The organism is Aeromonas sp. R5-1 (genome assembly GCF_040908265.1).
Lineage (GTDB): Bacteria > Pseudomonadota > Gammaproteobacteria > Enterobacterales > Aeromonadaceae > Aeromonas > Aeromonas caviae.
In genome coordinates this window covers 1-13,593 of sequence record NZ_JBFODJ010000012.1, presented here as the reverse complement: position 1 = coordinate 13,593, position 13,593 = coordinate 1, and the positions used below count along the sequence as shown (strand labels likewise).

Here is a 13,593-nt window from a genome sequence, read left to right as displayed (position 1 = left end):
TGGGTGTGGCTTGTTTTGTTTAGCGACTAATCAGATCGCACAAACTGGACTGAGTTCCCTTCCTCCGGTGATCTACTATTCGGAACAGCTATTTATACCATTCGCATTTTTTCATCAGGGATGCCAAGTTCCAGCAAGGTAAAATACTTGGAAATGCTGAAGTCTTCACAATCTCCCCCCGCTGCGCCCAGAAATTCCAGCGGTGTCGCCCAATAATCCTTCTTGTGCCACAACTTGATGTCATCGATGAAACGCATCTGGTTGAAGAACTGGTTCACCTTCTCCAGCTTCTGCCGATCCGTCAGCCCCGCCGCCTTGTTCTGCATTGCCAAAGTGCGCCAGCTGGTGACCCGTTTGCCGGCCCTGAGGCCATAGGTCTCCTCCGCGCGCTTGACCAGTTTCATATCCTCCGGTGAGAGAGGCTGGCTGGCGCTGAGCAGCAGGGGGATCGCCAGCAGGGCGAGCCACAGCAGGCGAACCCGCCAGGGCGCACGTGCACCTGCGACAGCTCGATACCCATCACGTCGGCTCCAGCCTGTCGATGCCACTTCTTTCTGTGTCATGACGCCGCCATCATCCCCTGACCGCTGGACGCATAAAAGAATGACTGCAGCACGCTGCAGCCATTCCCCTTGCCTGATATGACATCAGTGGCAGGGCCATCAGTTGTTGTTGGCCTGCCATTCAGCCGGTTGCTGCACATTCAGAGCATTGAGCAGACCACCGGTGGCATTGAGGATACGATAATCCGCCAACAGGGAGTCGTACTCGGCAGTGATGTAGCTGCGGCGAGCCTCGAACAGTTCGTTCTCCGTGTTCAGCACGTCCAGCAAGGTCCGTTGGCCCAGGCCGAATTGCTTCTTGTAGGCCTGTACGGTGTCATAGCTGGCGTCCACGTGCTCTTTGAGGAAGACTTTTTGCTTGGCCAGCGACTCTTTGGCGTTCCAGGCGAGGCGGGTCCCCTCTTCCACCTGACGGAAGGCATTCATGTGAATGTCTTTGGCCTGGGAATAGAGGGCTGAGGTTGCCTTGCTTTCTGCCAGATCGGACCCACCGCGGAACAGGTTGTAACGCATCCGGACCATGGCGGTGAGATCGTCGTTACGGCCTTTGACCGCATCGATGTCCTCGTTCCAGTTCTGATCCACTTCAAAGGCTACGTTCGGGTAGAACCCGGACTTGGAGCCTTCATGCTGATACTTCGCCTCTTCGATGTCCTGCAGGGATGACAGCAGGGTCGGGTGAACCTCTGTTGCCGTCTTCAGCGCATCTTCCAGCGTTGCGGGCAGGAGTTGGGTGTTCGGTACTGGCTGAACGAGATCCTTGGGCACTTCATTGACGACACGGATGAACTCGCTCTCGGCATCCCGATAGTTGTTCTCCGCCGCCGCCTGGTTGGAGTACGCCCGAGCCACACGACCGTCGATCTGGGTCTGGTCAGCGGTCGACCCCAGACCGGAGTCGGTCCGTTTCTGGATGTCACTGCGGATCTGTTCGTGGGTTTCAAGGTTCTGCTTGGACAGCTCCAGGATCTCCTGCTGACGCAGCATGTTGAGGTAGACCTCGGCCACGCGCAGGGCCGTGTTCTCCGCCTCGGAGATCATCGCCAGGCGCTGGGCCTGGGCGGCGGCATCGGTCCGTGCCACGTTGCTGCTGACATCAAAGCCGTCAAACAGCATCTGGCGAAGGCTGATCCCGGCCTCCTTGCGCGTCATGGAGTCATCGATCGTCTGTGAATTGGGACCACGGGTCGAGGGACTGTCAGTCTTCTCGTAACCGACGCCACCACGCAGATCAATGGTGGGGTAATAGCCGCCCTTGGCTCCATCATGCTGATACAGTCGTGCCTGATAGAGATCAAAAGCTTCCTTGATTTTCGGATGGGTAGCCAGTGACTGCGCCACTGACTGTTCCAGCGTCTGTGCCTGGCTCAGGCCCGGGAACAGTATGGTGCCACTAACCAGCATGGCAACAATCGTCTTCTTCATGGTATCTCCAGTCATGTTGTTTTTAGATTGTTGGCTTATCGTTCTCTCAGTGCCGACTGCTTAGCCCTCAAGATGGGTTTCAGCAAGTAGTCTAGGACACTTTTTTTACCAGTAATAATATCTGCACTGGCTAACATACCGGGGATGATGGGAAGTGCGTTAAGCTCATCGCCCAGATAACTCTTCTCGGTTCGTACTCGCACCAGATAGAAGGAATTGCCCTCCTCATCCTGGATTGAGTCGGCACTTATCTGTTCAACCTTGCCATGTAAACCTCCATAAATAGTGAAATCATAGGCAGTTATCTTGACCACGGCCTCCAGTCCGGGTCTGAGGAACGCGATGTCCTTGGGCGACACCTTGGCTTCAACCAGCAGGGTGTCTTCCAGCGGCACTATCTCCATCAGGTCCATGCCCGGCTGAACGACCCCACCCAGCGTATTAATCTTGAGCTTCTTGATGGTCCCCTTGAGAGGCGCGATCACACTGGTACGATCGACCCTGTCCCGCAGACCGACCTGGCCCTCTGACAACTGGCTCAACTTGCCTTGACGTTCGTTCAGCTCGGTCTGGGAGTCCGCCCGGAATTTCAGGGCGATATCATTTCGCTTCGAGATGGTCTCCCGCAGTACCGAGTTGAGCTTGGGCACCAGCAGGCGGTTCGCCTCCAGCTCCCCTTGCATTTCGTTGACCTGCCGCTCCAGTTTAATTAGCTCCACTTGAGGAACTATACCCTCTTTTGCGAGAGGACGGCTGATGTTCAGCTCCTGACGAGCCAGATCAACGCTGCGGCCCACGGTCCGGATCTTGGCATTGAGCTCTATGGTCTCCTGCTCTTTCTGCTCGATCTGCTGTCCCAGAATGTAGAGCTGGTTCTTGAGGTTGTTTAACCGCGCCTCCTGCACCGATCTTTCACGGGCGGCATATTCGGCAAATACATTCTCGTACCCTTCGGGGAACTCGATGGCCTGTTTGTCGATGGCTACCTGTTCACGCCACCCCAGATTGGGCTCGTTCTTGACCACCACGCTGCGAATTTCGGCGCGCAGGCGGGCAATATCCCCCTTGAGGGTGACCAGCTCCTGCTCCCGTTCGCGAAAATCCGACTTGAAGCGAGTATCGTCGATGCGCAGCAGTGGCTGTCCCTTCTCGACGATGTCCCCCTCCTTGACGAAGATCTCCTTGACGATCCCCCCTTCCAGGTTCTGGATCACCTGCAACTGGCGCGACGGTATCACCTTGCCCTGGCCGACGGTCACTTCATCCAGCTCTGCCCAGGCGGCCCAGACGATGGCGCTGACAAAAAACAGGAAGCAGGCCCAGAGCAGGACTCTGGCACGGGTGGGTGTCGTCAGCAGCACGGCGGCGGCACCGTCATCCACGTACTCGAGATGCTCGGGTGCAGGCAAGACCGTATCTGAGGGCGTTTTCTTGAACCAGTGGTTAGCCATTCGCCGTCTCCTGCACCCGCACTTTGCCTTCCTTCAATTGCTGCAACACCACCTCTTTGGGACCGTCCGCCACTATCTTCCCCTGCTCCACGACGATGACCCGGGAAGCGACATCCAGCATGGAGGTCTTGTGGGTGATGAGGATAAGGGTGGTTTCGGGGCCGAGCCGCGCCAGCTCCTGCTTCACGTGCATCTCTGACTGGTTGTCCATGTTGGAGGTCGGCTCGTCCATCACCAGAATGGGGGGATCGTTGAGCAGGGCGCGAGCCAGCAGGATGGACTGACGCTGGCCACCGGAGAGCTGACGTCCCCCTTCGCCAATCTGTCTGTCGAGACCGTTGGGATCCCGGTTGGTAAAGTTGGTGACCCCGGCCCGCTTGGCGGCGCGCAAGACACGGGCATCGTCCACCAGGGGATTACCCAGCATGATGTTGTCCCGCACGGAACCAAAGAAGAGGGTCACATCTTGCGGCACACAGCCGATGTTGCGGCGAATGATGGTCGGCGGCAGTTGGTCCAGCTCAAAGCCATCCAGACGCACCAGGCCGTCAGTCGGGCGATAGAGACCCATCAGCAATTTCTCCAGCGTGGTTTTACCTGCACCGATCCGCCCGATGATGGCCACCTTCTCACCCGGCTCGATGCGCAGGTTGATGTTGTGCAGGGTGCTGCTCTCCATGCCCGGATACTTGAAGGAGACATTTTCAAACTCGATGCGCCCCTGGATGAGCGGATGGTGGATGTACTGCCTGCCCTCCTCCTGCTCACCCGGCGTCATCATGATCTTCTCCAGGATCTCGAGTGCCGACTTGGCCTGGTTGTAGCGGGTGGAGAGTACCGAGAGCTGCACCATGGGGGCGATAGCCCGGCTCGACAGCATCACGGCCGCTATCATGCCCCCCATGGTCACCAACCCTTCCGAGATCTGGTAGACACCGACGATCACCAGTCCCACTGTCACCACCTGCTGGATGTAGCTCGCCAGAGAAGACATGGAGTTGGTGATGCGCCGGGTTTGCACGCCCCAGGTCGAGATGTGGGACACCGCCTGCTCCCAGCGGTGCTGGAACATGCTCTCGGCCCCGAAAATCTTCACGGTCTCAAGGCCCGAGATGCTTTCGATCAGATTGGCGTTCTTCTGGGAGGCGAGCCGGGAGCCCTCCTCGATGGATTGCTTCAGCGGTGCCTGAATGTAGAAGCTGTAGGCCACCAGGATCAGGATGGCGATGATGGGCACCACCACCATCACACCGGCGAAAATCCAGATGATGAAGAGGAAGAAGATGGCAAACGGCAGATCGATCAGGGTGGAGACGGTGGCCGACGTGAAAAACTCGCGCACCGATTCAAACTCCTGCAAGTGCTTGGCAAAGGCACCGGTCGACGCAGGCCTGGACTCCATCTTCATGCCCATCACCTTGGCAAAGATTTTGGCCGACAACAGCACGTCGGATTTCTTGCCTGCAATATCGATGAAGTAGCTGCGCAGCTGGCGCATCACGAAGTCGAAGGTGAACACCACCATGGCTCCAACCGCCAGCACCCAGAGGGAGTCGAATGCCAGGTTGGGCACAATCTTGTCATAGACGTTCATGGTGAACAGGGGGCTGGCGATGGCAAACAGGTTGATGAGGATCGAGGCCACCAGCACATCCCGATAGATACCGCGGGACTCGAACAAGGTGCTCCAGAACCAGTGACCATCACGGGTCTCCAGCACTTTGGGCGAGCGCTCATCAAACTTGAACTGCCGCTTGACGTAGAACAGACGACCATTGTACTCGTCACCCAGCTGGGCAAGACTGACCCATTGGGCCGCGTCTCCGGCCTGGGGAAAGATGACCCTCGCCTGGGTCCGTTCTTCATTCCATTCAAGCAAGATGCAGGCGCCGCCATTGCGCGTCTGCAAGACGCAGGGCAGCAGCAGGGAGGAGATCTGTTCAAGGGGCTGGATCACTTCGCGGGCAGAGAGACCGCCCCGCTCGGCGGCACGACTGAAGAGCGCCGTGCTGAGACGCCCGGAGACCAGTGGCAAGCCGGTGGTGAGAGCATCCTGACTGTTGGGCACCCCGTAAAAGCGGGTCAAAAAGACCAGGCACTCCAACAGTTCATCTATATGGCTGGTTTCTGCTTGCATAGCATCCCATCAAACATGATTCAGAAGGTTGTCTCGGGGCCGAATATCCAAAGCCCGGCGGCGATCCGGAAAAACAGAACAGACCTCGCCACCCAGACCCACAACCCGATTAGCGCACAGAGCCGGGACACTGCATGTCTCGCTTCCCTCACAGATTTTCATGCCGGAAACGGAGGGGACATGCCGGGCACCTGATGTTGCCAAGAAATATGCCACCCGGTACGAAGAAAGCCCGCCCGGTATACAAACTGCAAAGAGTTATTGATAACTATATCTTTTTTCAAGCCGACCATCTTATCAAGGTGACTTGAACGAAACTATACTCCAAAGACTGAATTTCATCTAATAACCCACTGTTTTTTTGACGAAATTAGAGTTGGCACTCGCCCGTGGAAGGGAGAGAAAAAGGGCGTCCCAGGCAGTGCCCCTGAGGGCCTGAGCGTGCCAGCGCCGCGGCAATGGCGGTCATGGCGCTCCAGCGATTCTCGCACCAGGCGGGGGCCAGCAGGGTCGGGCGGCGCGCCGACGCCGAGACCCTGTGATAGACCACCTCGGGAGGCGTGTACTGGATCATGGCGACCGCCGCCGCCACATACTGCTCCATCGTCAACACATCCAGCCGCCCCGCCTGCCACGCCTTGCCAAGAGTGCTCCCCTCCACCACATGTAGTGGGTGAAGCTTGATGCCCTCGACGCCGGTCTCCACGACACGGTGCAGGGTTTCCAGGCTGTCCATCGGCGCCTCGCCGGGCAGGCCGACGATGAGGTGTGCACACACCTTGATGCCCCGCAGATGGGCTCTGGTTACAGCGTCAACATAGGCGGCATAGCCGTGGCCCCGATTGATGCGTTGCAACGTCTTGTCGTTGGCGCTCTGCAGCCCGAGCTCCAGCCACACCTCGTAGCCGCGGGCCTGATAACCTGCCAGCAGATCCAGCACCGCATCGGGTACACAATCAGGGCGAGTTCCGACGCAGAGCCCCACCATGTCGCTCACCGACAAGGCTTCTTCATACATGCGCTGAAGGTACTCCACTTCGGCATAGGTGCTGGTATAGGCCTGAAAGTAGGCCAGATAGCGCCTGGCCCGGGTCACCTCGTCCCGGCGTGCCAGCAGTTGCTGCACCACGGAGAGTTGCTGGGCCGACTCGTCGGCAAAGGAGGAGACATTGCAGAAAGTGCAGCCACCCCGGCCCAGGGTGCCGTCCCGGTTGGGGCAGGTAAAGGCCCCATGGATGGAGAGCTTGTGGATCTTCTGGCCGTGGCGCAGCTTGAGATCCTGGCCAAATGTATTGATGAGTTCGTGTAACTGCATGACACCTCCGAAATGAGGTGTCATTCTAGCGACGCAGCCCGGCGGGCAGGCTGCGCTGGATCAATCCCGCTCTCTACCCAAAAATCATATAAATATTCACGTTAGATGCGATAAATACCCAACAGTCAGCATTCACGGTCACTTTTGACAACCTGTCACTCCTGCCACCTGGAGAAAAGTGTCATAACCTCTCGCCCATAACCGGCTGTAACTACTGAAAAAATCCTGTTTAGTCTGCTTATGGACAAATGCAAGACGCAGGATCCTGAAATGTGATCCCCGCCAAGCACACCAGAGATGACTTTGTAAAATTACTACAGTTTCCCGCCACCATGCAGTCAACCACTAAATCGTCCATAAACAGAATATAAATCCAACAAATAAATAAAAGTCAGTCATAAATACACAAAAATGCTGATTGAGTCTCAAAAACCCACATTTTGTTATGGTGATGTAACATTGCAAACAAGCGGGATGTCCAATTGACCTTGCCCGAAAATCCCATTAGTTTGGAGATTCGCCACCTCAGGCGGACGGAACCACAAGAGCCAATCGCAATTTATGCAGTCTGTTGATGACAGTGCGATGGAAGGCCGAGCAAGGGAGAAATGCAATGTCACTATATGATCCAAAGCTGGAGAGGGATAACTGTGGCTTCGGCCTGTTGGCCCACATGGAAGGGGAAGCCAGCCACAAGCTTGTCCGTCTCGCGATGTCAGCCTTGGCTCGCATGCAGCACCGCGGCGGTATCTCCGCTGATGGTAAGACCGGCGACGGCTGCGGCCTGTTGCTGCAAAAACCCGACAGCTTCTTTAGAGCGGTCGCCGAAGAGAAGGGATGGCACCTGGGCCGCAACTACGCGGTCGGTATGCTGTTTCTCAACCCGGACCCCGTATTGGCCCAGGCAACTCGCGACATCATCGACGAGGAGCTGGAAAGAGAGACCCTGAGTCTGGTCGGCTGGCGCAAGGTGCCCATCGATACCAATGTACTCGGTTCCATCGCCAAGGCGTCCCTGCCCAGTATTGAACAGGTCTTTGTCAACGCGCCCCCGGGCTGGGTCGACAAGGATCTCGAGCGCCGCCTCTATATCGTGCGCCGCCGCATCGAGAAACGCATCAGCGACGACTACTTCTATGTGGTCAGCCTTTCCAACCTGGTCACCGTCTACAAGGGACTGTGCATGCCGGTGGATTTGCCGCGCTTCTATCTGGATCTGGCCGACATCCGCATGCAGGCCGCCATTTGCGTGTTCCACCAGCGTTTCTCCACCAACACCAGCCCGCGCTGGCCGCTAGCGCAGCCGTTCCGCTACCTCGCCCACAACGGCGAGATCAACACCATTGCCGGCAACCGCCAGTGGGCCAAGGCGCGCAGCTACAAGTTCGCCACCCCGCTGATCCCGGATCTGCAAGAGGCCGCCCCCTTCGTCAACACCACGGGGTCGGACTCCTCCAGCCTCGACAACATGCTGGATCTCTTCCTGGCCGGCGGCATGGACCTGTTCCGTGCCATGCGCCTGCTGATCCCGCCTGCGTGGCAGAAGCACCCGAACATGGATGACGACCTGCGCGCCTTCTACGACTTCAACTCCATGCACATGGAGCCCTGGGACGGCCCGGCCGGCATCGTCATGACCGACGGTCGCTACGCCACCTGCGCACTCGACAGAAACGGTCTGCGTCCGGCACGTTACGTCATCACCAAGGACAAGTTCATCACGCTGGCCTCCGAAGTGGGCACCTGGGACTACACCCCGGACGAAGTGCTGGAGAAGGGCCGTGTCGGCCCGGGGGAGCTGTTCGTGGTCGATACCAGCAACGGCAAGATCTGGACCAGCTTCGAAATTGACGACGATCTCAAGAGCCGTCACACCTACAAGCAGTGGATGGACAAGCACTGCAAGCGCCTGGTGCCCTTCGAGCAGATGGACGATGCCAGCACGGGATCGCGGGAATTCCCGGATGACCGGCTCAAGACTTACCAGAAGCTGTTCGGCTACTCCTTTGAAGAGCTGGATCAGGTGATCCGCGTGCTCGGCGAGAACGGCCAGGAGGCGGTGGGCTCCATGGGGGATGACACCCCGATGGCGGTGCTCTCCTCCAGCCAGCGAACCCTGTACGACTACTTCCGCCAGATGTTCGCCCAGGTGACCAACCCGCCCATCGATCCCCTGCGGGAAAATCACGTCATGTCCCTGGCCACCTGTATCGGCCGCGAACAGAACGTGTTCAACGAGACCTTCGGCCACGCCCACCGGGTGCTGTTCCAGTCGCCGATCCTGCTCTACTCCGACTTCCATCAGTTGCTGGCCCTGGAGGGGGAACACTACCGCCATGCGGTGCTGAGCCTCAACTACCTGCCCGAAGAGGGGCTGCAAGCCGCCCTCGAGCGCCTCTGCCACGAGGCAGCTGAAGCGGCCCGCAGCGGCGCGGTGCTGCTGGTATTGTCAGACCGGGACATCAGCCCGGACACCCTGCCCATCCCGGCCGCCATGGCGGTGGGGGCGGTGCAGCGTACCCTGGTGGACAACAACCTGCGCTGCGACGCCAATATCCTGGTGGAGACCGCGAGCGTGCGCGACCCGCACCACTTCGCCGTGCTGCTGGGCTTTGGCGCCACCGCCATCTACCCCTATCTCGCCTACGAGACCCTCGCCAAGCAGGTAGAAGAAGGCGTGCTCAAGATGAGCCTGCGCCAGGCCATGCTCAACTACCGCAACGGCATCAACAAGGGCCTCTACAAGGTGATGTCCAAGATGGGCATCAGCACGGTGGCAAGCTACCGCTGCTCCCAGCTGTTTGAGGCGGTGGGCCTCTCCAAGGCTGTTGTCGAACTCTGCTTCCGTGGCGTATCGAGCCGCATCCAGGGTGCCGACTTTGCCGACATCCAGCAGGATCAGATCAATCTGTCCCGTCTGGCCTGGCTCGGCCGCAAGCCGCTGACCCAGGGCGGCCTCTTGAAATTCGTCCACGGTGGCGAGTACCACACCTACAACCCGGACGTGGTGCAGACCCTGCAAGTGGCGGTGCGCTCCGGCAACTACGCCGATTACAAGGAGTATGCCCGTCTGGTGAACGAGCGGCCGGTCGCCACCTTGCGGGATCTGCTGTCGCTCAAACAGGGCACCACCCCGGTTGCGCTGGATCAGGTGGAGCCAGCCGCCAGGCTGTTCCCCCGCTTCGACTCCGCGGCCATGTCCATCGGCGCCCTCGGCCCTGAAGCCCACGAGGCCCTGGCCATCGCCATGAACCGCCTCGGCGGTCAGAGCAACTCCGGCGAAGGCGGTGAAGATCCCAAGCGTTTTGGTACCGAGAAGAACTCTCGCATCAAGCAGGTGGCTTCCGGTCGCTTTGGCGTCACCCCTCACTACCTGATGAACGCGGACGTGGTGCAGATCAAGGTCGCCCAGGGTGCCAAGCCCGGTGAAGGGGGCCAGCTGCCCGGTGATAAGGTCACCGCGCAAATCGCCCAGCTGCGCTACTCCGTGCCCGGCGTGACCCTGATCTCCCCGCCGCCCCACCACGACATCTACTCCATCGAGGATCTGGCCCAGCTCATCTTCGACATCAAGCAGATCAACCCGAACTGCCTGGTGTCGGTGAAACTGGTGTCCGAACCTGGCGTCGGCACCATCGCCTGTGGCGTGGCCAAGGCCTATGCTGACTTCATTACCGTCTCCGGCTACGACGGCGGCACTGGCGCCAGCCCGCTCACCTCGGTCAAATACGCCGGCTCCCCCTGGGAGCTGGGCCTGGCCGAAACCCAGCAAGCCCTGGTGGCCAACGGCCTGCGCCACAAGGTGCGTCTGCAGGTGGATGGCGGCCTCAAGACGGGTCTGGACATCATCAAGGCGGCCATCCTCGGCGCCGAGAGCTTTGGCTTCGGTACCGGCCCCATGGTGGCGCTCGGTTGCAAATACCTGCGTATCTGCCACCTGAACAACTGCGCCACCGGCGTCGCCACCCAGGATGAGAAGCTGCGCCGCGAACACTTCACCGGCCTGCCGGAGATGGTGATGAACTACTTCAAGTTCATCGCCGAGGAGACGCGCGAGCTGATGGCCGAGCTTGGCGTCACCCAGCTCACCGACCTCATCGGTCGTACCGACCTGCTGGAAGCGCTGCCCGGCCTCACCGCCCGTCAGGCCAAGCTGGACTTGTCCGGCATCCTGGCGGCCCCGGTTGCACCGGCAGGCTCCAGCCTGTTCAGCCAGCAGCACAACCCCACCTTCGACAAGGGGCCCTTGAACCTCAAGATGGTGGAAGATCTGCTGGAGGCGGTGGAAAACATGAGTGGCGGCGAGTTCCGCTACGACATCCGCAACACCGACCGCTCCGTGGGTGCGCGTCTGTCCGGCGAAATCGTCAAACGCCACGGCAACCAGGGCATGGCGGCCGATCCGGTCAAGGTGCACTTCAACGGCACCGCCGGCCAGAGCTTCGGCGTCTGGAACGCCGGTGGCCTTGAGATGATCCTCACCGGGGATGCCAACGACTACGTGGGCAAGGGGATGACCGGCGGCAAGCTGGTGATCAAACCCCACGTCGGCGTGGCGTTCAAATCCCACGAGGCGGCCATCATCGGCAACACCTGCCTCTATGGCGCCACCGGCGGCAAGCTCTATGCCGCAGGGACCGCAGGCGAGCGGTTCGCGGTGCGCAACTCAGGGGCCTTGGCGGTGGTCGAGGGGATTGGCGACAACGGCTGTGAATACATGACAGGCGGCATCGTCACCGTACTCGGCAAGACCGGTGTCAACTTCGCGGCAGGCATGACAGGCGGTTTTGCCTACGTGCTCGACGAGTGCGGCAACTTTGCCAAGCGCACCAACCCCGAGCTGGTCGAACTGCTGGAGGTGGCGGATCTGGCCATCCACCAGGAGCACCTGCGCGGTATCATCACGGCGCACCTCAACGAGACAGGCAGCTCGCGTGCCGAGGAGATCCTGGCCAACTTCGACTCCTATGTGCCCAAGTTCAGGCTGATCAAACCCAAGTCCAGCGACGTCAAATCGCTGCTTGGCCACACCAGCCGTTCCAGTGCAGAACTCAGAATCCAGGCGCAATAAGGAGGGAACCCTATGAGCCAGAACGTATTCCAGTTTATCGATGTCCAGCGGGTCGACCCGCCCAAGAAGCCGCTCAAGATCCGCAAGATCCAGTTCGTGGAGATCTACGAGCCCTTCAACCAGGCCCAGGTCGGCATGCAGGCAGATCGCTGCCTCGACTGCGGCAACCCCTATTGCGAGTGGAAGTGCCCGGTACACAACTACATCCCCAACTGGCTGAAGCTGGCCAACGAGGGACGCATTCTGGAGGCGGTGGAGCTCTCCCACCAGACCAACAGCCTGCCGGAGGTATGTGGCCGCGTTTGCCCGCAAGACAGACTGTGTGAGGGTGCCTGCACCCTCAACGACAGATTCGGCGCCGTGACCATCGGCAACATCGAAAAATACATCACCGACAAGGCGTTCGAGATGGGCTGGCGCCCGGATCTCTCCAAGGTGGTCAAGACAGGCAAGCGGGTCGCCGTCATTGGCGCGGGCCCAGCTGGCCTTGCCTGTGCCGACGTGCTGGCACGCAATGGCGTCACCCCTGTGGTGTTCGACAAGTACCCGGAGATCGGCGGCCTGCTCACCTTCGGTATCCCCTCCTTCAAGCTGGAGAAAGAGGTGATGCAGCGCCGCCGCGAGATCTTCGAGGGGATGGGGGTGGAGTTTCGCCTCGAGACCGAAGTGGGCCGTGACGTCACCTTCGCCGACCTGCTCGGCGAGTTCGATGCGGTCTTCCTCGGGGTCGGCACCTACAAGTACATGAAGGGCGGCTTTGCCAACGAAGAGGCGCCGGGGGTCTATGACGCCCTGCCCTACCTCATCTCCAACGCCAATCGCTTGCTGGGCTTTGAGAAGGCGCAAGCCGATTACATCGACTTCGCCGGCAAGCAGGTAGTGGTGCTGGGGGGCGGCGACACCGCCATGGACTGCGTGCGCACCGCCATCCGCCAGGGGGCCGATCGGGTGATCTGCGCCTACCGCCGGGATGCCGAGAACATGCCGGGCTCCAAGCGGGAGGTGAAAAACGCCCAGGAGGAAGGGGTGGAATTCATGTTCAACCTGCAACCTGTCGGGGTCGAACTGGACGCTCACGGCCGCACCTGCGGCATCAAGGTGGTGAGCACAGAGCTCGGCGCCCCCGATGCCAATGGCCGCCGCAATCCGGTAGTCATTGAAGGCTCCGAGCAGGTGCTGCCCGCCGATGCGGTGGTGATGGCGTTCGGCTTCCAGCCCAACCCCCAACCCTGGATGGCAGAGCACGGCGTCGAGCTCGACGGCCGGGATCGCATCAAGGCGCCCGAGAAGGCCGAGTACGCCTTCCAGACCAGCAACCCCAAGGTGTTCGCCGGTGGTGACGCGGTGCGCGGCTCGGATCTGGTGGTGACCGCCATCTATGAGGGTCGCAAGGCGGCCGAAGGGATCATGGACTACCTGGCCGTGTGATCTGCCGCCATAACCAAGCAGCCATGCAAACAGCCCCGCTCGTGCGGGGCTGTTTTTTTATCTCGCTCTCAATCCGCCAGAACCGGCTAGATGCTCCAGCTCTCCGGCAAAGTGGAAGTTGACAGACAGGGTGCTGGTAAACTGGTTGTCGCCAAACACACCACCACCATCACCCTGCTGTCGCCGTGCATCATATTGATATT

The 13,593-nt window shown here is 59.7% G+C and carries 6 protein-coding genes and 1 pseudogene; 2 read left to right on the top strand and 5 right to left on the bottom strand.

Features of this window, described 5'->3' with window-relative positions; all coding sequences use genetic code 11:
- Window positions 1-95: 95 nt before the first annotated feature.
- From AB5Y64_RS01675 to AB5Y64_RS01655, 5 genes and pseudogenes are all read right to left on the bottom strand, one after another.
- A pseudogene (locus tag AB5Y64_RS01675) lies at window positions 96-563 on the bottom strand (transglutaminase-like cysteine peptidase); the annotation flags it as partial.
- Window positions 564-662: 99 nt separating this feature from the next.
- The gene (locus tag AB5Y64_RS01670; RefSeq protein ID WP_223931174.1) at window positions 663-1,988 is read right to left on the bottom strand and encodes a TolC family outer membrane protein; all 1,326 of its coding nucleotides are present in this window, start codon (window positions 1,986-1,988) and stop codon (window positions 663-665) included.
- Between the two features lie 35 nt (window positions 1,989-2,023).
- Window positions 2,024-3,439: an HlyD family type I secretion periplasmic adaptor subunit gene (locus tag AB5Y64_RS01665; protein ID WP_010675165.1), complete on the bottom strand. Its 1,416-nt coding sequence runs from the start codon at window positions 3,437-3,439 to the stop codon at window positions 2,024-2,026.
- On the bottom strand, window positions 3,432-5,576 hold the full coding sequence (locus tag AB5Y64_RS01660) for a type I secretion system permease/ATPase (RefSeq protein WP_043155791.1): 2,145 nt from the start codon (window positions 5,574-5,576) through the stop codon (window positions 3,432-3,434). The genes AB5Y64_RS01665 and AB5Y64_RS01660 overlap by 8 nt, the downstream gene beginning before the upstream one ends.
- 370 nt (window positions 5,577-5,946) lie before the next feature.
- A complete protein-coding gene (locus tag AB5Y64_RS01655) occupies window positions 5,947-6,891 on the bottom strand; it encodes a TIGR01212 family radical SAM protein (protein WP_103858277.1) in 945 nt (314 codons plus the stop codon).
- Window positions 6,892-7,504: 613 nt separating this feature from the next.
- On the opposite strand from AB5Y64_RS01655, the gene gltB reads away from it, so the two are divergent.
- Together gltB and AB5Y64_RS01645 are read left to right on the top strand one after the other, a co-directional pair.
- Complete coding sequence (gene gltB / locus AB5Y64_RS01650; protein WP_368203128.1) at window positions 7,505-11,962, top strand: glutamate synthase large subunit; 4,458 nt, start codon at window positions 7,505-7,507, stop codon at window positions 11,960-11,962.
- Between the two features lie 12 nt (window positions 11,963-11,974).
- A complete protein-coding gene (locus AB5Y64_RS01645; protein ID WP_039040371.1) occupies window positions 11,975-13,390 on the top strand; it encodes an FAD-dependent oxidoreductase in 1,416 nt (471 codons plus the stop codon).
- Window positions 13,391-13,593 lie beyond the last annotated feature (203 nt).

What these genes read in the sequence shown, in the direction of transcription:
- AB5Y64_RS01670 (WP_223931174.1), bottom strand. Translation starts at nt 1,988, where the DNA reads ATGAAGAAGACGATTGTTGCCATGCTGGTTAGTGGCACCATACTGTTC.
- AB5Y64_RS01665 (WP_010675165.1), bottom strand. Translation starts at nt 3,439, where the DNA reads ATGGCTAACCACTGGTTCAAGAAAACGCCCTCAGATACGGTCTTGCCT.
- AB5Y64_RS01660 (WP_043155791.1), bottom strand. Translation starts at nt 5,576, where the DNA reads ATGCAAGCAGAAACCAGCCATATAGATGAACTGTTGGAGTGCCTGGTC.
- AB5Y64_RS01655 (WP_103858277.1), bottom strand. Translation starts at nt 6,891, where the DNA reads ATGCAGTTACACGAACTCATCAATACATTTGGCCAGGATCTCAAGCTG.
- gltB (WP_368203128.1), top strand. Translation starts at nt 7,505, where the DNA reads ATGTCACTATATGATCCAAAGCTGGAGAGGGATAACTGTGGCTTCGGC.
- AB5Y64_RS01645 (WP_039040371.1), top strand. Translation starts at nt 11,975, where the DNA reads ATGAGCCAGAACGTATTCCAGTTTATCGATGTCCAGCGGGTCGACCCG.